The 18,247-nt window shown below is 74.9% G+C and carries 16 protein-coding genes and 1 pseudogene; 6 read left to right on the forward strand and 11 right to left on the reverse strand.

Features of this window, described 5'->3' with window-relative positions:
* Positions 1–58: 58 nt before the first annotated feature.
* From ACFVUH_RS24455 to ACFVUH_RS24490, 8 genes and pseudogenes are all read right to left on the reverse strand, one after another.
* On the reverse strand, positions 59–835 hold the full coding sequence (locus ACFVUH_RS24455) for an Asp/Glu racemase (protein WP_355367249.1): 777 nt from the start codon (positions 833–835) through the stop codon (positions 59–61).
* A 51-nt stretch (positions 836–886) separates the two neighbouring features.
* A complete protein-coding gene (locus tag ACFVUH_RS24460) occupies positions 887–1,792 on the reverse strand; it encodes a fumarylacetoacetate hydrolase family protein (RefSeq protein ID WP_387915347.1) in 906 nt (301 codons plus the stop codon).
* 16 nt (positions 1,793–1,808) lie between these two features.
* Entirely contained in the window at positions 1,809–2,933 is a 1,125-nt protein-coding gene (locus ACFVUH_RS24465) for a cupin domain-containing protein (RefSeq protein WP_387915348.1), read from the reverse strand.
* Positions 2,930–3,934 (reverse strand): carbon-nitrogen hydrolase family protein, encoded by a 1,005-nt coding sequence (locus ACFVUH_RS24470; protein ID WP_387915349.1) that lies wholly within the window; start codon positions 3,932–3,934, stop codon positions 2,930–2,932. The genes ACFVUH_RS24465 and ACFVUH_RS24470 overlap by 4 nt, the downstream gene beginning before the upstream one ends.
* Positions 3,931–6,357 carry an FAD-dependent monooxygenase gene (locus ACFVUH_RS24475; RefSeq protein WP_387915350.1) on the reverse strand — a complete coding sequence of 809 codons (2,427 nt, stop codon included), beginning with the start codon at positions 6,355–6,357 and terminating at the stop codon, positions 3,931–3,933. The genes ACFVUH_RS24470 and ACFVUH_RS24475 overlap by 4 nt, the downstream gene beginning before the upstream one ends.
* Positions 6,354–6,755 (reverse strand): acyl-CoA thioesterase, encoded by a 402-nt coding sequence (locus ACFVUH_RS24480; RefSeq protein ID WP_376085104.1) that lies wholly within the window; start codon positions 6,753–6,755, stop codon positions 6,354–6,356. Before ACFVUH_RS24480 ends, ACFVUH_RS24475 begins: the two co-directional genes overlap by 4 nt.
* Before the next feature lie 60 nt (positions 6,756–6,815).
* Positions 6,816–8,414: pseudogene (locus ACFVUH_RS24485) on the reverse strand (AMP-binding protein); the annotation flags it as partial.
* A gap of 103 nt (positions 8,415–8,517) precedes the next feature.
* Positions 8,518–9,957: a phytoene desaturase family protein gene (locus ACFVUH_RS24490; protein ID WP_387915351.1), complete on the reverse strand. Its 1,440-nt coding sequence runs from the start codon at positions 9,955–9,957 to the stop codon at positions 8,518–8,520.
* Between the two features lie 176 nt (positions 9,958–10,133).
* Here ACFVUH_RS24490 and ACFVUH_RS24495 point away from each other — a divergent pair, with 176 nt between their 5' ends.
* Entirely contained in the window at positions 10,134–11,333 is a 1,200-nt protein-coding gene (locus ACFVUH_RS24495) for a hypothetical protein (protein ID WP_387915352.1), read from the forward strand.
* Positions 11,334–11,356: 23 nt separating this feature from the next.
* On the opposite strand, the gene ACFVUH_RS24500 is transcribed toward ACFVUH_RS24495, so the two are convergent.
* Both ACFVUH_RS24500 and ACFVUH_RS24505 read right to left on the reverse strand, forming a co-directional pair.
* The gene (locus ACFVUH_RS24500; RefSeq protein WP_387915353.1) at positions 11,357–11,854 is read right to left on the reverse strand and encodes a hypothetical protein; all 498 of its coding nucleotides are present in this window, start codon (positions 11,852–11,854) and stop codon (positions 11,357–11,359) included.
* A gap of 146 nt (positions 11,855–12,000) precedes the next feature.
* Positions 12,001–12,780 (reverse strand): alpha/beta hydrolase, encoded by a 780-nt coding sequence (locus ACFVUH_RS24505; RefSeq protein WP_387915354.1) that lies wholly within the window; start codon positions 12,778–12,780, stop codon positions 12,001–12,003.
* A gap of 222 nt (positions 12,781–13,002) precedes the next feature.
* Between ACFVUH_RS24505 and ACFVUH_RS24510 the strand changes: the two genes are divergently transcribed.
* The gene (locus ACFVUH_RS24510) at positions 13,003–13,812 is read left to right on the forward strand and encodes a hypothetical protein (RefSeq protein ID WP_387915355.1); all 810 of its coding nucleotides are present in this window, start codon (positions 13,003–13,005) and stop codon (positions 13,810–13,812) included.
* Between the two features lie 55 nt (positions 13,813–13,867).
* Here ACFVUH_RS24510 and ACFVUH_RS24515 read toward each other — a convergent pair whose 3' ends face one another.
* Positions 13,868–14,242 carry a DUF6401 family natural product biosynthesis protein gene (locus ACFVUH_RS24515; RefSeq protein WP_355367219.1) on the reverse strand — a complete coding sequence of 125 codons (375 nt, stop codon included), beginning with the start codon at positions 14,240–14,242 and terminating at the stop codon, positions 13,868–13,870.
* Between the two features lie 177 nt (positions 14,243–14,419).
* Here ACFVUH_RS24515 and ACFVUH_RS24520 point away from each other — a divergent pair, with 177 nt between their 5' ends.
* The 4 genes from ACFVUH_RS24520 to ACFVUH_RS24535 all read left to right on the forward strand — a co-directional run bounded on the left by ACFVUH_RS24520 (position 14,420) and on the right by ACFVUH_RS24535 (position 18,227).
* Positions 14,420–15,346: an LLM class F420-dependent oxidoreductase gene (locus ACFVUH_RS24520; RefSeq protein ID WP_387915356.1), complete on the forward strand. Its 927-nt coding sequence runs from the start codon at positions 14,420–14,422 to the stop codon at positions 15,344–15,346.
* 146 nt (positions 15,347–15,492) lie between these two features.
* Positions 15,493–16,236, forward strand: coding sequence for an AAA family ATPase (locus ACFVUH_RS24525; RefSeq protein ID WP_387915357.1), 744 nt, complete (start codon positions 15,493–15,495; stop codon positions 16,234–16,236).
* A 308-nt stretch (positions 16,237–16,544) separates the two neighbouring features.
* Entirely contained in the window at positions 16,545–17,555 is a 1,011-nt protein-coding gene (locus ACFVUH_RS24530; RefSeq protein WP_387915358.1) for a zinc metalloprotease, read from the forward strand.
* Positions 17,556–17,750: 195 nt separating this feature from the next.
* Complete coding sequence (locus ACFVUH_RS24535; protein ID WP_355367207.1) at positions 17,751–18,227, forward strand: universal stress protein; 477 nt, start codon at positions 17,751–17,753, stop codon at positions 18,225–18,227.
* Positions 18,228–18,247 lie beyond the last annotated feature (20 nt).

Consider the following 18,247-nt stretch of genomic DNA (forward strand, 5'->3'; position numbering starts at 1 on the left):
TCTCCTCCCGTCGGCTGGTGGTGATCATAGTGGTGGTGCCCGAGCCGGCGGGAGGCGGTCAGGACTCCGCGAAGGCGCCGGAGAGCAGGTGCCCCGCGCCGGGGGCGAAGGCCGGCAGGCCGAGGGCCCGCAGCAGTTGGTGGGTGGTGCAGATCGAGGCGGAGACGACCGGTTTGCCGAGCCGCCGCTCGGCCTCCTCGATCACCGGCAGCGAGGGCATCTGCACGCAGGCGGACAGCACCACCGCGTCGGCCCGGCTGTGCGCGAGCCCGGCGGCGATCGCCGGGAGCTTCGCCGGGTCGTGGGCGGCGACGTCGAGGTTGTCGGCGATCTCCAGGGCCGCGAAGTCGACCACCTCGATGCCCTCGTGCCCGAGGTAGTCGACGACGGTGCGGGCCAGCGGCCGCAGGTAGGGGGTGACGACGGCGACCTTCGCGGCGCCGATCGTGTGCAGGCCGGTCACCAGCGCGCCGGCGCTGGTGACCACGGGCGCGGCGGCGCCGTTCTCGGCGGTGCGCCGGTGCAGCCGCTGTTCGGCCTCCCGGTGGTAGCCGGGGCCGGTGGCCATCACGGCGACCAGGCAGGCGTAGCCGAGCACGTCGACCCGGGCGTCGGAGAGTTCGGCGGCGCACCGGTCGGACTCGGCGTCCATGGCGCGCAGTTGCTCGGGGGTGACCCTGGTCATCCGCATCCGGCTGGAGTGGAAGGTGAACCGCTCCGGCGCGACCCGCTCGCGGGCCCGCAGCAGGGCCGGGACCTCGGTCTCCATGGTGACGTTGGAGCTCGGGACGATCTGGCCGATCCGGTAGGTGGTGGTGGCGTTCGGGCTGGTCATCGAGGTGGGCTCCTCTGCGGGACGGGCGACTCCGCGGGGCGGGGCGGCCGGTCAGCGGGCGTCGATCACCGGGTTGGCGAGGGTGCCGATGCCCTCGATGGTCGCCTCGACGAGGTCGCCGGGCCGGAGGAACCGCGGGGGCACCATCCCGGCGCCGACGCCGGACGGCGAGCCGGTGGCGATGACGTCGCCGGGCTCCAGGGTGACACCGGAGGAGATGTCGGCGATCAGCCGGGCGATGCCGAACAGCATGTGGCGGGTGTTGGAGTCCTGCCGCAGCTCGCCGTTGACGCGCAGCGAGAGGTCCAGCCGCTGCGGGTCGGGGATCTCGTCGGCGGTCACCACGACCGGGCCGAACGGCGCGTAGCTGTCCTGGCCCTTGGAGAAGAACCACTGGCCGGAGCGGCGCTGGTCGCGGGCGCTGACATCGTTGACGATGCTGTAGCCGAAGACGTGCCGCCGGGCGTCGGCCTCGGCCACCCGGAAGGCCGGTGCGCCGATGACGACGGCGAGTTCGCACTCCCAGTCGAGCTGCTCGGTGAGGTCGGCGTTGTGCCGGATCGGCTGGCCGGGGCCGGTGACGGCGGTCGAGGGCTTGCTGAACAGCACCGGGCGGTCCGGCAGTTCGCGGTCGGTGTCCAGGGTGCGGTGCGATTCGGCGACGTGCTCGACGTAGTTGAGGCCGACGCCGACGATCTTTCCGGGGCGCAGCGGTGCGCTGAGCGTCACCTCCGCGAGGGTGGGCAGGGCCGACGGGTCCCGGGCCGCGTCGTCGGCCAGCGCGCGGGCGGTGGCGAGGGCCCGCTCCCCGGCGCGGATCAGCCCCAGCAGGTCACCGGGCAGGTCCGCGCCGGTGGCCGCGGCGAGCGCGGACAGGTCGGCGACGCGGTCCCCGGCGAGCAGGGCGCCGAGGCGCGGGTCGTCGGTGCCGGGGGTGCGGAAGGTCAACAGGCGCATGGCTGCGGGCTCCTGGTCACGGGGTGGCGGTGGGCTGGTGCCCGTCGTGCTCCGGGTAGGCCTCCTCGCGGTACAGGCCGAGCGAGTGCATCACCGGGAAGTCGTTGAAGGAGAACAGGCAGGCGTCCTCGCCGGGGTCGAGGTTCGCGTGCTCGTGCCAGGCCCAGGAGGGCACGACGAAGATGTCGCCCTGCTGCCAGGCGAAGCTCCGCCCGGCGATCACCGAGACGCCGCGTCCCTTGGCCGCCGTGTAGACCACGGAGCCGGTGTGCCGGTGGGCGCGGGTGGCCTGGCCCGGACGCAGCAGCTGGAGGTGGGCGCCCAGGGTGGGCATCACCGATCCGCCGGTGACCGGGTTGGTGTACTCCATGATCACCCCGTCGTAGGGCGATCCCTCGGCGGCGCGGGCGAGTTGCGAGAGCGCGTGGTAGCTGGGCTCCCAGGGCCAGCCGAGCAGCGGGGAGTACGGGCGGCTCCACTGCTCGACGCCGTACGGCAGCAGGTTGCCGCCGTAGGTCAGCAGCGAGGAGTTCACCACCTCGCCGGGCCGCTGGTACAGCTCGGGGTGCACCTCGTAGAAGTTGGCGTCGAGCATGTTGACCAGCGGGATGTCCAGGCCGTCCTGCCAGATCACCGGGGCCTCGTCGGACTCGTTGCCGTGCTCGTGCCAGGTGCTGTTGGGGGTGATGGCGAAGTCGCGCGGGCCGACCCTGAGCTTCTGGCCGTCGACGATCGTCCAGGCGCCGGTGCCCTCGTGGACGAAGCGCAGTGCGGAGGCCTGGTGGCGGTGCGCGGTCATCGACTCGCCGGGGCCCATGATCTGCAGGCCGGTGTACAACAGTCCGACGGCCGCGCTGAGTTCGCGGCGGCCGGGGTTGACCAGCATGACCACCCGGCGCCCGGCGTCGTCCGCCGTGACGAGCGGGAGCGCCTTGCGGACCAGCGGGCGCAGGTCGGCGTAGCGCCAGAGCACCGGCACCGACCTCGGCTGGGGGTACCAGGGTTCGATCTCATTGGCCACGGTCCACAGCGCGCCTGCGTCGACCTTGGCCAACTCCTCGTAGTATTCGGTGAGTTCGTGGCTTTCGGTGACCCGGGAGCGGCCGATCCGGTTGTCGTCGTGGGCGGGGTTCTCGGTCATGGCTCCTCCTTCGGAGGGGGCTGGTCGAGCGTGAGCGGCCGCAGCGGGCGGTTGTCGACGTGCAGCCGGAAGACGTCGAAGCGGTTGTAGTGGCCGACGATGTCGTGCATCTGCTTCGGCTGCACGCAGCGGCCGAGGTCGATCTCGGCGTAGACGATGCCCTCCTCGTCGACCAGCGGTTCGGTCACCGGGCGTCCGTCCGGGCCGAAGACGCCGGACAGCGCGCTGTGCGGGCGCGAGAGTCGCCCGCGCAGCTCGTGGTCCTCGCCGGCCACCGCAGCGGTGATCTCCGGTGAGAGGGTGGAGCACGAGACCACGGTGAACACCTTGCCCTCGAAGCAGTGCGCGGCGGCCCGCAGCGCGATCGCCTCCGCCATGTCGTAGTCCTCGGGGGCGACCGGAAGCGCGATGTAGCTCGCGGCGTGGACGAGTTCGCCCTGCGCGAGGAGGGTGAAGCGGGCGAGCGGGTTGGTGTTCTCGCCGCAGGCGAGCGCGCCGAGCGGGCCGACGGCCGTGCGGTGGACGCGCAGGGTGCTGCCGTCGCCGGGCGTCCAGGTCAGCTTTTCGGCCCAGGTCGGCACCAACTTGCGGTGCACGTTCAGGAGTTCGCCGTCGGCGTCGATGACCAGCAGGGTGTTGTGGAGCACCCCGAGGCTGTGCGGGCCGCGCTCGTTGACACCGATCACCAGCACCACGCCGGCCCGGCGGGCGGCGGCGCGCAGCGTGTCCACGTGCGGCCCGGGCACGTCCACCGCGGCGCGGTAGAGCCGCTCGTACCAGGGCGAGCCCTGCACCGGGGTCATCGTCCAGTTCCAGTAGGGATAACCGGGGACGAACGCCTCGGGGAGGACGACGAGGGAGGCGCCGTGGCCGGCCGCCTCGTGGATCAGCGCGACCGCCTTGTCGACGGTGGCGGCGGTGTCCAGGAAGACGGGCGCGGCCTGGACGGCGGCCGCGGTGAAGCGGGGCAGCCGCAGCGCGGCGGACACGGGCCCGGTCATCGCTCCTCCCCGGGACGTGCGGGACGTTCAGGACGTGCGGGGTGTCCGGGATGCTCGTGGTGCTCGTGGTGCTCGGTCGGTCCGGGACGGTCGCCGGTGCCGGGGCGCCAGCGGCGGTGCACCGGCGGGGCCGGCTCGCGCACCAGCCGCAGTCGCGGCGCCACCCGGTCGGCCCCCGGCGTCGGCGGGCGGCGGCTGCCCGGCGCCCACGGCTCGGGCCAGCGGGCGCCGGGGCCCGCGTAGCCCTGCTCGGCGGCGGCGTGCAGCGTCCACAGCGGGTCGTACAGCTGGGCCCGGCCGACCGCCACCAGGTCCGCCCGCCCGGCCAGCAGCACCGAGTTGACGTCGTCGTGGTGGGAGATCGCGCCGACCGCGACGGTCGGCAGACCGGTGGCCAGGCGCACCAGTTCGGCGAACGGCGTCTGGTAGCCGCGCCCGAACGGCGGCCGCTCCCCGGCCACCACCTCGCCGGTGGAGACGTCCACCGCGTCCGCGCCGCCGTCCGCGAGCGCGCGGCAGATCGCGACGGCCTCCGCCTCGCTGGTGCCGCCCGGCGCCCAGTCGCTCGCCGAGATCCGCACCAGCAGCGGCCGTCCGGCCGGCCACACCGCGCGCACCGCCGCCAGCACCTCCAGCGGCAGCCGCAGCCGGTGGGCGAGCGGGCCGCCGTACCGGTCGGTGCGCCGGTTGGTGAGCGGCGACAGGAAGCCGGAGACCAGATGGCCGTGGCCGAACTGCAGCTCCAGCGCATCGAACCCGGCCCGCGCCGCGCGCTCCGCCGACGCCGCGAAGTCGGCGGTGACGGCGGCGAGTTGGATGGTGTTCGGCTCGTGCGGCAGCGGGCCACCGGGCTGCCGCGGCAGCGGCGAGGCGGCCAGCAGCGGCAGGCCGCTCTCGGCCGGCCCGGCGGTCGCGGCCCGGCGGCCGGCGTGGGTCAGCTGGATCCCGAGCGGCGTGTCGCTCACCGCCCGGACGGCGTCGACGAGTTCGCGCCAGGCCGCCTCCTGCCGGTCGTTCCACAGGCCCGGGCAGTCGACGACCCGGCCCTCCGGGGCGACGGCCGTCATCCCGGCGAGCACCAGCCCCGCGCCGCCGAGCGCGTGCACGGTCAGCTGCGCCCGGTCGAACGCGCTCGGCAGCGCGTCGACGGCCGTGAAGGTGGCCAGCGGCGGCACCACCACCCGGTTGCGCAGCTCCAGCGCGCCCAGCTTCAGCGGCCGGAACATCGGCGGGAGGCCCGGTGTCTCGTCCGCGCCCGCGAACGCCCGGTCGACCGCCGCGACGAACCCGGGATCGCGTGCCCGCAGGTTCCCGTAGGTGACCCGGCGGCTGCGAGTGAGCAGGTTGAACGCGAACTGGTCCGGGCCCTGCCCGGTCCGCCGTCCGATCGTCTCGAACCACTCCAGACTCGCCTGCGCGGCCCGCTGGGTGGACTCCACGACCGGCCGACGCTCCGCCTCGTACGCCGCCAGCGCGCCCTCCAGCGTGGGCTGTTCGTTCAGGCCGGCGGCGAGCGCCAGGGCGTCCTCCAGGGCCAGTTTGGTGCCCGAGCCGATCGAGAAGTGCGCCGAGTGCGCCGCGTCGCCGAGCAGCACCACGTTGCGGTGCCGCCAGGTGGCGTTGCGCACCGTGGTGAACCGGATCCAGCGGGAGGCGTTGGGGATCAGCCGGTGTCCCTCCAGGTGCCCGGCGAGCAGTTCCGCGATGCGCCGCACGCTCGCCGCGTCGCTCTCGCCGCGCGCGAACTCCCGTGCGGCCAGGGCCTCGAAGCCCGCCCGCCGCCAGGGCTCCTCGGCCAGCTCCACGACGAACGTCGACCGCTCGGCGCTGTACGGGTAGGCGTGCACCTGCAGCACGCCGAAGTCGAAGCGTTCGACGATGAAGGTGAAGGCGTCGAAGACCCGGTCGGTGGCGAGCCACATGTAGCGGGCGCCGCGCTCGTCCGGCTCGGGCCGGAAGGCCTCGGCGTACGCGGCCCTGGTGCCGGAGTTGACGCCGTCGGCGGCGACCACCAGGTCGTACTCCGCGGCGAGCCGCTCGACGGGCGGGGCCGGCGTGCGGTAGCGCACGTCCACCGCCAGTTCGGCGCAGCGGCGTTGCAGGATCGCGCGCAGCCGGTTGCGGTCCAGCGCGGCGAAGCCGTGGCCGCCGCAGGTGCGGACCCGGCCGGCGTAGCGGACGTCGATGTCGCTCCAGCGGGCGAACTCGGCGCTCAGCGCGGCGAACACCCGGGGGTCGGCCTGCGCGATGCCGTCGAGCGTCTCGTCGGAGAACACCACCCCGAAGCCGAACTCGTCGTCGCGGCCGTCCCGTTCGAAGACGGTGATCTCCCGTTCGGGCGCCGACTGCCGGGCCAGCGCGGCGAAGTAGAGTCCGCCCGGTCCGGCGCCGATCACCGCGATCCGGCCGGCGCCGGCCGTCACCGGATCACCTCCGGCTCCTGGCGCCCGGCGGCGGCCAGCGTGCGGCGGACCTGCTCCGGCCACGGTTCGGCGCCCTTGGCGTGCGGCGCGGCGTGCACCACCGACATCCGCCCGCTGGCGGCCAGGCCGTGCGGCCCGTGCACCTCGAAGGCGTAGTGCAGCGAGGAGCCGCCGACCCGCTCGACCCGCAGCTCGGTGCGGACCACGTCGCCGAACCAGAGCCGCTCGCGGTAGTCCGCCTCGAAGTGCACCCGGGGGATCCGCCCGAACAGCCCGTCCAGGCCGAGCCGGCGCAGCAGCGTCGCCTCGGCCGCCTCGGCCCAGCGCTGGACGGCCGAGAAGTGGTAGTGCCCGGCCGCGTCGGTGTCCGACCACTCGACCCGCCGTTCGGTGCTCACGCTGGCCGGAGCCAGGGCCGGCGCCGGAGCGGGGGTGGGTACCGGGGCGGGGGTGGGTGCCGCCGCCCGGCGGCGCAGCTCGGCACGGGCCAGCTTCCCGGTCGCGGTGCGCGGCAGCGCGTCGACGAACTCCACCACGCGCGGGTACTTGTACGGCGCGATGGCGCGCTTGACGTGCTCCTGGAGCGCGCGGACCGTTCCCGGGCCCGCCGTCGCCGCCCCCGCGCGCAGCACCACGTACGCCTTGACGACGCTGCCGCGCCGCTCGTCGGGCACCCCGACCACCGCGCAGTCGGCGACGTCCGGGTGCTCGGCGAGCACCTGCTCGACCTCGGGTCCGGCGATGTTGTAGCCGGCCGAGACGATCATGTCGTCATCGCGCGCCTGGTACCAGAAGTAGCCGTCGGCGTCGCGCACATAGGTGTCGCCGGTGAGGTTCCAGCCGCCCCGGACGTAGTCGCGCTGGCGCCGGTCGTGCAGGTAGCGGCAGCCGGTCGGGCCCTTGACGGCGAGCCGCCCGGGCTGCCCGTCGGGCACCGGCCGGCCCCGGTCGTCCAGTATCGCCGCCCGGTAGCCCGGCACCGGCCGTCCGGTCGCGCCGGGGCGGATGTCGGCGTCGGCGGCGGAGATGAAGACGTGCAGCAGCTCGGTGGCCCCGATGCCGTCGATCAGCCGCTGGCCGGTGGCCGCCCGGAACGCCTCCCAGACGCCCGCCGGCAGGTGCTCGCCCGCCGATACGCAGCGCCGCACCCCCGTCAGCCGGTCGGCCAGCCCGGCGGCGAGGATCGCCCGGTAGGCCGTGGGCGCGGTGAACAGCACGCTCACCCCGTGCCGCCGGACCTGTTCGGCGAGTTGCCCGGGCGTGGCCTGCTCCAGCAGCAGGGTGGCGGCGCCGGCCCGCAGCGGGAAGACCACCAGGCCGCCGAGGCCGAAGGTGAAGGCGAGTGGCGGGGTTCCGGCGAACAGGTCCTCGGGGGTGGGGCGGAGCAGGTGGCGGGAGAAGGTGTCGGCGTTGGCCAGCACGTCCCGGTGGAAGTGCATGGTCGCCTTGGGTCGTCCGGTGGTGCCGGAGGTGAAGGCGATCAGCGCGACGTCGTCGGCGGCGGTCGGCACGGCGGCGAAGGCGCCGTGCCCGCTCAGGCCCGCCGGCCCGGCTCCGTCGTAGGCCACGACGGTCAGCCCGGGCGTCTCGGCCCGCTCCAGTTCGGTCAGGAAGCGGCTGTCGCAGAGCGCGACCGCCGGCCGGGCGATCGCGTGCACGGTGCTCAGCTCGCCGGCGCGCAGCAGCGGCATGGTGGCCACCGCCACCCCGCCCGCCTTCAGCACCCCGAGCCAACAGGCCACCAGCCAGGGCGCGTTGGGCCCCCGTAACAGCACCCGGTTGCCGGGTACCAGCCCGAGCGGCCCGACCAGCAGCCGGGCCACCGCGTCCGCGCGCTCCCGCAGCTCGCCGTACGTCCACTGCCCGCCCGGCGTGACCAGGCAGCGCCGGTCGGGCCCGTACCGCTCGATCGTCGCGTCGAGCAGCTCGTGCGCGCAGTTCAGCCGGTCCGGATACGCCAACTCCGGGAGTTCGAACAGGAATTCCGGCCACTCGTCGAGCGGCGGGAGGTTGTCGCGACAGAACGTGTCCACGTGCGCAGAGGGCGAGAGCTCCATGGGCGGGCCACCTCATCGGGCGAGCGGGGAGTGAGGCAAGTATCGCGCTTCGGTGACGCCAGTCAAGAGAGCGATACACGCATTCGGCCCAGCCGGAGCCCGGTCAGCCCGGTCGTCCGTGTCCGGGCCTGCGGAGGTGGCGCAGGGCGGCCTCGGCGGCGTGGGCGCCGCACATGCCGTGGACGCCGGGGCCGGGTGGGGTGGCGGCGGAGCAGAGGTAGTGGCCGGGCAGGCCGGTGGCGTAGGGGTGGAGGGTGGCGCGGGGGCCGAGGAGCAGTTGGGGGACGTCCTTGGCGCCGGTCATGATGTCGCCGCCGACGAAGTTGGGGTTCTCGGCGGCGAAGTCGGCGGGGCGGCGGACGGCCAGGCCGACGATCCGCTCGCGGAAGCCGGGGGCGAAGCGTTCGATCTGGGCGGTGATCGCCTCGGTGGCGTCTCCGGCGTAGCCGTGCGGCACATGGGCGTACGTCCAGAGCGGGTGGACGTCGCCGACGGAGCGCCGCGGGTCCGCGAGGTACTGCTGGCCGACCAGGACGAACGGGCGCCGCGGCATCCGCCCGGCGGCGACGGCGCGCTCGGCGGCGGCGAGTTCGGCGAAGCCGCCGCCGAGGTGGACGGTGCCGGCGCGGCGGGCCGGTTCGGCTGTCCAGGGGACGCCGCCCGCCACGGCGAAGTCCACCTTGAACGCGCCGGGCCCGTGACGGAACCGGCGGTAGGCGCGGGCGGCCCGGGGCGGCAGGCGGTCGCCGAGGATGCCGGCGACAGCGCCGGGCGCGAGGTCGTACAGGACGAGGTCGGCGGAGGGGAGTTGGGCGGCCGAGCGGATCCGCACCCCGGTCTCGACGGTGCCGCCCAGCTCGGTGAGCAGCGCGACCAGCGCCCGGGTGATCGCCCCCGAGCCGCCGGCGGCCACCGCCCAGCCGTACCGGTGCCCCGAGGTGAGCAGCCCGAGCCCGATCGCGGCGCTCAGCGGCCGGTGGAGCGGCTGGAACGCGTGCGCCGCCGCCCCGCCGAACAGCGCCCGCGCCCGCTCGCCGGAGAACGACCGGGCCAGCGCGGAGGCCGACAGCAGGGCGGGCAGCCCGAAGCGGGCGAGCCGCAGCGGGTGGCGGGGCGGGCGGAGCAGCGGGCCCATGATGTCGGCGGCGAGCCGGTCGTACCCCGCGACCGGGCCTTCGAACAGCTGCCGCCACCGTGCGCCGTCGGCCTCGCCCAGCCCTGCGGCGGTGTCGGCGACCGAGCGGTACAGGACGCCGGCCGAGCCGTCGTCCAGCGGATGGGCGCAGTCGACCTCCGGCAGCCGGAACTCCAGCCCGAAGCGCTCCAGCCCCAGGCCGCGCAGGAACGGCGAGCCGATGGTCATCGGGTGGACGGCCGAGCAGTGGTCGTGCAGCAGTCCGGGCACGATCGCCTCGCCGCTGCGCGCCCCGCCGCCCACCTCCTCGGCGGCCTCCAGCACGGTCACCCGCACCCCCGCCTGCGCCAGCCGTACGGCGGCGGCGAGCCCGTTGGGTCCGCCGCCCACCACCACCGCGGTCGTCATGGGGCCAGCATCCCGCATCCCCCCGCCCTCGGCGCCGCGGGCACCGCGCGGCCGTCCGTCCCCTCGGCCGGCCGGGGTGCGGATCCCGGACCGAAGGCCTCCGCCAGGCCGGTATGGTGATCATTTTGTCGACCTCGGCCTTGCGGCCATGAGAACACGTCAGGGGAACCCCGAGGATGAAGCCGCGTCTCTCCGGGCCGGCGGCCTGCGCCGCCGTCGCTCTCGTCCTGCTCACCGGGTGCAGCGGCAGTACCGGCGGCGGGAGCGAGGCGCCCACCGCGGGCGGCCGGGCGAGCTACGACCCGCCGACGGCCTTCGACCGCGCCCGAGGTGTCGCGCTTCCCCCGGACGCCAGCGCACTGAGGGCCGTGCTCGACGGGTCGACCGCCTACCTTCCGGCCCAGGGCAGCCTGAAGGCGGTCGATCTGACCGACGGCAAGGTGATCGGCACGGTGAACGCCCAGCACCCCGCCCAGTTCTTCGAGCGGCCCGTGATCGCCGAGGTCGGCGGAGCACGCCTGGCCATCATCTCCTTCTCGGAGACGATCCCCGGCGAGGGCGGGGGAGCGCCCCGCGCCGCCGCCGAGCTGGTCGCCATGGACACCGCCACCCACCGGGCCGCCTGGTCGCTGCCGCTGGACCTCCCCGACGGACGCTTCCGCGACGGCAAGTACGTCACCCTGCTCGGCGTGCGGGGCACCACGGCGGTCGTCTCGGTCACGGACGGTGCCGACGCCCTGCTCCTCGCGGTGGACCTGGTCTCCCGGAAGGTGCTCTGGAGCCGGACCGGGTTCGTGGGCGCCATGCTCGGCGACGGGCAGATCGTCGGCGCCGTGGAGAAGGACCGGGCGACCGCCGAACGCCGGGTGTCCGCCGTGAACCTCGGCGACGGGCGGGACGCCTGGACGGAGGACGGCGACGGCCTGGAGACGACGGTGCGCCCGGCCGGACCGAACACCGTCCTCGTGCAGGGCAAGGAGAAGGGCTCGCCGAAGCGCTTCGCCCGGCTGATGGACGCGAGCACCGGTCGCCGGCTGCTCGACCTCGGTGAATTCCCGGGCATCTGCGCCTACGACGGCCGCTCCGTGACCGTCTGCCACGATCGCGACCTCGTCGTCGCCGCCGACCCCGCCACCGGAAACCTCCTGTGGAAGCTGCCCGACGACACCGGAACGCGGCCGGCGCCCACCGTCACCACCGCCTGGCACGGCCTCGTCTACGGCAGGACGAACACCGGGCCGGTGACCCTGGACGCGGCCACCGGAGCACAGCGCCCCGGCGACCCCGGGATCGCTCCCACCGCCGTCAGCGGCTACGCGGGCCTCGCGGAGGACGAGGCCCGGCACGTCACCATGGCCCACCCCGCCACCGGCTGAGGCCGGCACCTCCGGGACCGGCCTCAGAGACAGATCCAGCAGTAGAGGTCCTCACCCGCCTCCCGGGCACGACGCGCCAGCCCGGTCAGCTCCTCGACCAGCGGTCGCAGGTCGTCGCCGTCCGCGTCCGGCAGCTCCTCGGCCGTCGCCGCCCACCGCGCGGCGACGGCCGCGAGCTCGGCCTGCGGGAGGTCCGCCAGGGTGTCCCGCACCGCGCCGCCGAGCCGCATCACCCACGGCCCGGTGGCCCACGGGTCGTCCTCGTCGGCGGGCCCCTCCCGGCCGGGCGGCGGCGTGGCCGGCCACACCGGCGCCCCGCCGACCAGGTCCGCCTCCCACTCCACGCCCCGCACGACGGCTACCAGCTGCCCCAGGACGACATCCGGGTCCACGCCCTTCGCCTCGACCCCGTCGAACACCGGCCGCGCCCCGCCGACCAGCGGCCCGCCCTCGGTGTCCTCCAGAGCGGCGAGCACGGCGGCGTCGTCGGCCGCGCGGAAGTAGTCGGTCAGCACGCCCATGGCCGGCGGCTCCTGTCTGCTCGGAGGTGGTCCCACTGTGCGGACAGTGGATCAGACGCCACTGACATCGGACGGCCCGCAGCACGCGCGACGTTCGTCGGCACCAAGGGAAGCGCGGCCGACGAACGGGTGGGCACCGGTGGACGTCAGGCGTCGGTCGGCAGGGGGCGGGCCGGGGAGCGGTGCGGGGCGGTGCGGGGGTGGGCGGGGAGCGGGAGGGCGAGGGAGGCGTCGGAGCCGGCGGGCAGGGCGAAGGCGGCGGCGGCCTCCGGCGGCAGCTCGCGCAGACCGAGCAGCCCGGCCGAGAGCCGGGCGGTGGCGCGGTGCCAGTCGCCGATCCGCCGCATCAGGGTGTGGCCGGTGCCCGCGACGGTGTAGCCGCAGACCCGCGCTCCGGCGGCGCGGCCGCGGGCGGCGAAGGCGCGGGTGTCGGCGGGGGAGGTGACCCGGTCGAGGTCGCCGTGCAGCATCAGGACGTCGCGGCCGGCCAGGTGCTCGCACGGGTCCTCGGCCGGGCACCAGGGGGCGAGCGCGACCACACCGGTGACCGTGGGGTGGCCGGCCGCGCGCAGGGCGGCCCGGCCGCCCATCGAGTGGCCGACCAGCACGGTCGGGACCGGGCCCAGCTCCTCGGCGAGGTCGTCCAGCGCGGCGACGGCGTCCCGGGCGGCGTCGGCCCGCTCGCCGTTCCAGCCGCGGTGGCGGTAGCGGACGGTGCCGACCGCCACCTCCGCGCCCGCCGTCTCACGGCGCAGCGCGTGCACGAAGCCGGCCATCCGCAGGCCGGCCAGGTTGAGCGGCCCCGGCCGGGCGAGGTTGTGCTCCTGGCCGCCGTGCAGGACCAGCACCGCGGCGCCCGGCCGCTGCGGCCGTCCCTGCCAGACCAGTGCCCGGTGGCCGCCGCCGCCCGTACGGTTGTCACTCACGTCGTCCCGCTCCCCGCCCCGCCGTCCGTGTACTGCCGTGTGGACCGCCACTGTACGTCCGGGGCGTGCCCGACGGGGGCTCCCGGGTGGCCGGGCCGGGTTCACCCGTGGAGGCCAGCGCGGGTCGCCGGGGCGTGCGGGCCGCCGGGAGCCCTGATATCCACGAAGGGCGGGGGGTCGCCGTGCCGCTCCCGGCGCGGTGTCGCCGAGTGGAGGACTCCCGTGGCTCAGCAGCTCGCACTGTCCGTCGACTTCGGCTCCGGCTTCACCGAGGCCTGGTCGAAGGTCGCCAAGTTCATTCCCCAGTTCATCGCCTTCCTGGCGATCCTCGTCATCGGCTGGTTCGTGGCCAAGGCGATCGCCCGGCTGCTCGACCGCGTGCTGCGCCGGGTCGGCTCCGAGCGGGTGTCCGAGCGCTCCGGGATCGCCCGGTACCTGGAGGGTTCGAAGTACGACCTGACCGGGATCGTCAGCAAGATCGTCTACTACGCGATCCTGCTGATGGCCCTCCAGTTGGCCTTCGGCGTCTTCGGGCCGAACCCGATCAGCGTGATGATCCACGGCATCGTCGCCTGGCTGCCGAGGGGCATCGTCGCGGTCGTCATCGTGGTCGTCGCGATGGCCGTCGCCAACGCGGTGCGCGACATCGTGCAGAACGCGCTGTCCGGCGCGGCCTACGGGCGGACGGTGGCCACCATCGCCTGGGCGTTCATCGTCCTGCTGGGCGTGGTCGCGGCGCTCGGGCAGGCCGGGATCGCCACCGCGATCACCGGTCCGGTGCTGATCGCGGTGCTGGCCTCGATCGCCGGTGTGCTGATCGTCGGCGTCGGCGGCGGTCTGATCATCCCGATGCGGCAGCGCTGGGAGCGCTGGCTCTCCAGCGCGGAGCAGGAGACCGCCAAGCTGCGCGGCAGCGCCTACCAGGCGGGCCGCTCGGACGCGCTGGCCAACCAGCCGGCCCGGCCGACCACCCCGAGCACGCCGCCCGCCCCGGGCATCGACCCCGGCCGGCCGGGTGAGCAGCCGGGCTGATCGGTCCGGTCGAGCGGTCCGGTCGAGCGGCACGGCGCCGTCGGGCGGACACCGCTCAGACCGCGAGCAGGCCGTCCTGCCGGACCAGCCAGCAGATCGCGGTCAGCCGGTGCACGGCGTAGTCGTACCCGACCGGTTCGCGCCAGCCGATCTCGGCGAGCGCGTCGAGGAAGCCCAGCGCGTAGTCGGACAACTCCTCGCGGTCCAGGGGCCGGGGCAGCAGCTCCGGCCCCTGCGCGTACAGCAGTTCGCGCAGCTCGGCGGCGTGCTGGTCGACCGCCGCGGTGAAGCCGGGCTCGAAGGCGAACTCGGCGAGCCGGGGCGTGAACGCGGAGACGATCCGCGGCAGCGGACAGCCGGCCGGTCGATTGCGCGGGTCGGGGGAGTCGTCGGGGGAACCCGGGCGCGACTCGTCGGGCGTGGCGAACATCCGTCCACGGTAGGCGAGCGCGGGAGCGGCTCCGGCCGCCGGGAGCGGTCGCGGGCTGAGACCTTGGCCACGCGGCAGGTGCGGCGGCCCTCCGGCACCGGCCCTTCCCGCTAGCCCTCCGGCACCGGATCGACGGATCCGCCGTGGGCGCCCGTGATCGGTACCAGAATGGCCGCCATGGACCTCCGCATCTTCACCGAGCCCCAGCAGGGCGCGAGCTACGACACCCTCCTCCGGGTGGCCCGCACCGCCGAGCAGCTCGGCGCCTTCAGCGCCTTTTTCCGCTCCGACCACTACCTCAAGATGGGCGACGTCAGCGGGCTGCCCGGCCCGACCGACGCCTGGATCACCCTGGCCGGCCTCGCCCGCGAGACCAGCACCATCCGCCTCGGCACCCTGATGACCGCCGCCACCTTCCGGCTGCCCGGCGTGCTCGCCATCCAGGTCGCCCAGGTCGACGCGATGAGCGGCGGCCGGGTCGAGTTCGGCCTCGGCGCGGGCTGGTACGCGCAGGAGCACACCGCCTACGGCATCCCCTTCCCCAAGGAGAAGTTCGGGCGGCTGGAGGAGCAGCTGGAGATCATCACCGGGCTCTGGAGCACCGGGCCGGGCGAGACCTTCGACTTCGAGGGGGAGTACTACCGGCTGAGCGAGTCGCCGGCGCTGCCCAAGCCGGCCCAGGCCAAGATCCCGGTCCTGGTCGGCGGCACGGGCCCGGCCCGCACCCCGGCGCTGGCCGCCCGCTTCGCCGACGAGTTCAACCTGCCGTTCGTCGCCGTCGAGGACACCGCCGTCCGGTTCGGCCGGGTCCGCGAAGCCGTCGAGAAGGCCGGTCGCCAGGCCGACGAGCTGGTCTACTCCAACGCCCTGGTGGTCTGCGTCGGCCGGGACGACGCCGAGGTGGCCCGCCGGGCCGCCGCCATCGGCCGCGAGGTCGACGAGCTGAAGGCCAACGGTCTGGCCGGGACCCCGGACGAGGTGGTGGAGAAGATCGGCCGGTACGCCGCCGTCGGCTCCCAGCGGATGTACCTGCAGGTCCTGGACCTGGACGACCTCGACCACCTGGAGCTGATCGCCTCCCGGGTCGCCCCGCAGCTCGGCTGATCCGCCGCGCCCCCACCGCCCTGTAACGGTCCCGGAGCACTCCTGTGACCTACCTGGGGCGGTGGAGGGCTCGGCCCGGACCCGGTCTGACCACTAGTCTTTACTCTCTCTTGAAGGGGAAGGCCCTTCGAGGCAGGGGGGTTTCGATGGCGGACGTACAGGTCTCCAGGACGGTCCTCGACGGCGCGGTCCGCGGTGCGGCGCCGCGCGGCACGGCGCCCCGCGACCGGGTGGTCCCGGCGCCCCGGTCCGGCTGCCCGGACGTCGCGGCGGAGCCGGACCGGGGCGCCGGTGCGCTGCGCCCGCGCGGCCTGCAGGACCTGCGGCGGACCCGGCCCGGTCGCGGCCGGCCGGTCGCGCTGCACTACCCGGCCGGCGACCTGCTGGTGGTCTCCGGGCTGCCGGGCAGCGGCAAGAGCACCCTGATGCGCCGCTGCGTGCGCGCCCCGCTGGTGGACTCGCAGTCGGTCCGCGAGGAGTACGCGGCCCGGCTGCCGTCCTGGCTGCCGTACGCGGTGTACCGCCCGCTGGTGCGGATCGCGCACTACCGGCGGCTGCGGCGCGCCGTGCTGGCCGGCGGCCCGCTCGCCGTGCACGACTGCGGCGCGGTGCCGTACGTGCGGCAGTGGCTGGTGCGGGAGGCCGGTCGGCAGGGGCGCCGGGTGCACCTGGTCCTGCTGGACGCCACCGCCGAGGAGGCCCGCGACGGCCAGCGCGTCCGGGGGCAGTCGGTCTCCGCCTACGCCTTCGCCCGGCACCGGGAGGCCGCCCGGCGGCTGCGCCGGCGGCTGGCGGGGACGGGCCGCCCGCCCGCCGGCTGTGCGTCGGCCGTGGTACTCGACCGGGCCGGTGCGCGTGCCCTGCGGGAGATCGTCTTCGTCGCGTCGTAGTCTCGGCGAGGCGGTCCGGACGCCCGGTTCATCCCGTTCGTCCGTATCCGCCGGCCGCCGCACCGCTGCGCGGGGCAGACGGGGTGTCACGTTTCGGACAGGTCGGGGCCGGTACTGTGCGCAGGCGCGCGACGGGAAATGCTCATGTGCGGCAAGGCCGGGCCGCTCAAACTTCCGGATTATGTCCGATTTGTCGTCAGAGGCTCCAGGCCTGAACCTGTCTGACGCGTACACGCAAGCCTGCGTAGCCTGTGGCACACGGCGGCCCCCCTCAACCGCCGTCCCCCACAACCTCCCCGGGAGCGCAGATGCGTCGTTCCGCCCGTGTCCCCTCGCGTGCCACCAGTCGATTCCTCGGTGCGGCGGCCGTCGTCGCCGCCCTCGGCCTCACCCAGTTCGCGGCGCCCACCGCGTTCACCGCCGCCGGCGCGCCCGCCCAGGGGCCGTCCGCCGCCGCCTGCACCGGTGACACCGCCCAGGACGCCGCGGCCCGCAAGCCGGCGGGCAGCCCCGCCGGCCACGAGCCCAACGCCGTCACCGATGCCCAGGCCGAGGCGATGGACGCGGACCTGAAGGCCCGGCTCGGCCGGCTGGCGCAGACCCCGCAGAGCGGCGCGCTGGTCGCCCCCGGCACGCTGGCCGCCACCACGACCATCCCGGTGTACCTGCACGTCGTGCACTCCGGCACCACCGGCAAGCTGTCGGCCGCGACCATCGCCCAGCAGATCGACGTCCTCAACGCCGCGTACGGCGGCCAGGGTGCCGGCAACACCGCGAGCCAGTTCCGCTTCCAGCTGGCCGCCACCGACTACACCGACAACGCCACCTGGTACAACGGCGTGGCCCCGGGCTCCACCACCGAGAAGGCGATGAAGACCGCGCTGCGCAAGGGCGGCGCCGGCGCCCTCAACCTCTACACCGCCAAGCTCGGCCAGTCGCTGCTCGGCTGGGCGACCTTCCCCAGCTCCTACAAGTCCAACCCGACCGACGACGGCGTGGTGATCCTGGACTCCTCGTTCCCCGGCGGCTCGGCCACCAACTACAACGAGGGCGACACCGCCACCCACGAGGTCGGCCACTGGCTCGGGCTCTACCACACCTTCCAGGGCGGCTGCAGCGGCCAGGGCGACTACGTCGCCGACACCCCGGCCGAGGCGAGCGCCGCCTACCAGTGCCCGGCCGGCCGGGACACCTGCACGTCCGCCGGCCTGGACCCGATCCACAACTTCATGGACTACACCTACGACTCCTGCATGACCCAGTTCACCCCCGGTCAGGTCGCCCGGATGTCCAACTCCTGGGCCGCCTACCGGGCCTGACGGTCCCCGCGCGGGGAGCTGAGACCCTGGCGGGGGGGGGGGGGGGCCCCCCCGCCCCCCCCCCGCCAGTACCAGTTTCGGAGGTGTGCGAACCGTTCGGCGCGGCAATTAGCTGACAAATGCCCCTTTTGATCTATGTTTGGAGGGCAAGGCAGCACGTCGAGCACAGCAGCACGTCGAGCAAGGAGCAGCGGCATGGCCAACAGCGCGAACCCCAGGATCGTCGTCGGTGTCGACGGCTCGCCCGCCTCGGAACGGGCACTGCGCTGGGCGGTCGACTACGCCCGGCTGACCGGTGGCACCGTCCACGCCATCGCCGCCTGGGAGTACCCGGCGTTCTACGGCTGGGCCGGCGCGAGCGTGCCCGCCCCCGAGTTCAACCCCGAGGAACTGGCCGGCAAGACCCTCTCCGACACCGTCACCAGGGTCGTCGGCAAGCAGCCCGAGGTGCGGATCACCGAGTCGGTGAAGCCCGGCAACGCCGCCCAGGCGCTGCTGGAGGCCTCGCGCGGTGCCGCGCTGGCCGTGGTCGGCAGCCGCGGTCTCGGCGGATTCACCGGCGCCCTGCTCGGCTCGGTCAGCCGCCACCTCACCGAGCACGCCCCCTGCCCGGTGGTCGTGGTCCGCCACGGCGTGGGCGGCGAGGAGGGCGACGGCGACGCCGCCGAGTAACCGGCCGATCGGCTGCGGCG

It is taken from the genome of Kitasatospora sp. NPDC058032, assembly GCF_042885845.1.
Lineage (GTDB): Bacteria > Actinomycetota > Actinomycetes > Streptomycetales > Streptomycetaceae > Kitasatospora.